General features: G+C 80.2%; 1 protein-coding gene. It reads left to right on the top strand.

The genetic code is table 11. The features are described 5' to 3' along the window. On the top strand, positions 1-729 hold a 729-nt coding region (locus WCS02_RS20850), incomplete at both ends, for an FGGY-family carbohydrate kinase (RefSeq protein WP_340296220.1).

Consider the following 729-nt stretch of genomic DNA (forward strand, 5'->3'; position numbering starts at 1 on the left):
GTGGCGCCCGGGGTGGCGGGGCTGTCGCTGGGCACCAGCGGCGCGGTCCGCGCCGTCGTGGCCGAGCCGCACGTCGACGAGGGCGGGCGCCTGTTCTGCTACGCGCTCACCGAGGACGCCTGGGTGGTCGGCGGCGCGGTGAGCAACGGCGGCGTCGTGACGAAGTGGGCCGTCGACACCTTCGGCCGGCCCCCGGGCGCGCCCGGCGGCGGCGCGGGCGGCACCACGGGCGGGCGCGGCGTGGCCGGCGGCACGGGCGAGGAGGAGGACAGCGCCGAGGAGCGCGTGATGGACCTCGCGGCGACGGCGCCCCCGGGCTGCGACGGGCTGGTGATGCTGCCGTACCTGCTGGCCGAGCGCGCACCGCTGTGGGACCCGGACCTGCCCGGGGCCTACCTGGGGCTGCGCCGCGAGCACGGCCCGGCCCACATGGTGCGCGCGGCCGTCGAGGGCGTCGCCGTCCAGCTCGCCGCGGTGACCCGCGAGGTCGACCGGGTCCAGCCGCTGCACGAGGTGCGGGCGACCGGCGGGGCGTTCCGCTCCTCGCTGTGGCTCGACGTCGTCGCCGCGGCCCTGGACCGGCCGCTCGTCGTGGCGGCGGAGGCGGAGGGCACGGCCCACGGCGCGGTGGCCCTCGCGCTGCTCGCGCTCGGGCGCGCGGAGGACCTGGCCGGCGCGGTGGACCTGCTGGACGACCACGCGCCGCCCGTCCGCCCGGTGCAGCCGGAC

Origin of the sequence: Aquipuribacter hungaricus (genome assembly GCF_037860755.1) — a bacterium.
Taxonomy (GTDB): domain Bacteria; phylum Actinomycetota; class Actinomycetes; order Actinomycetales; family JBBAYJ01; genus Aquipuribacter; species Aquipuribacter hungaricus.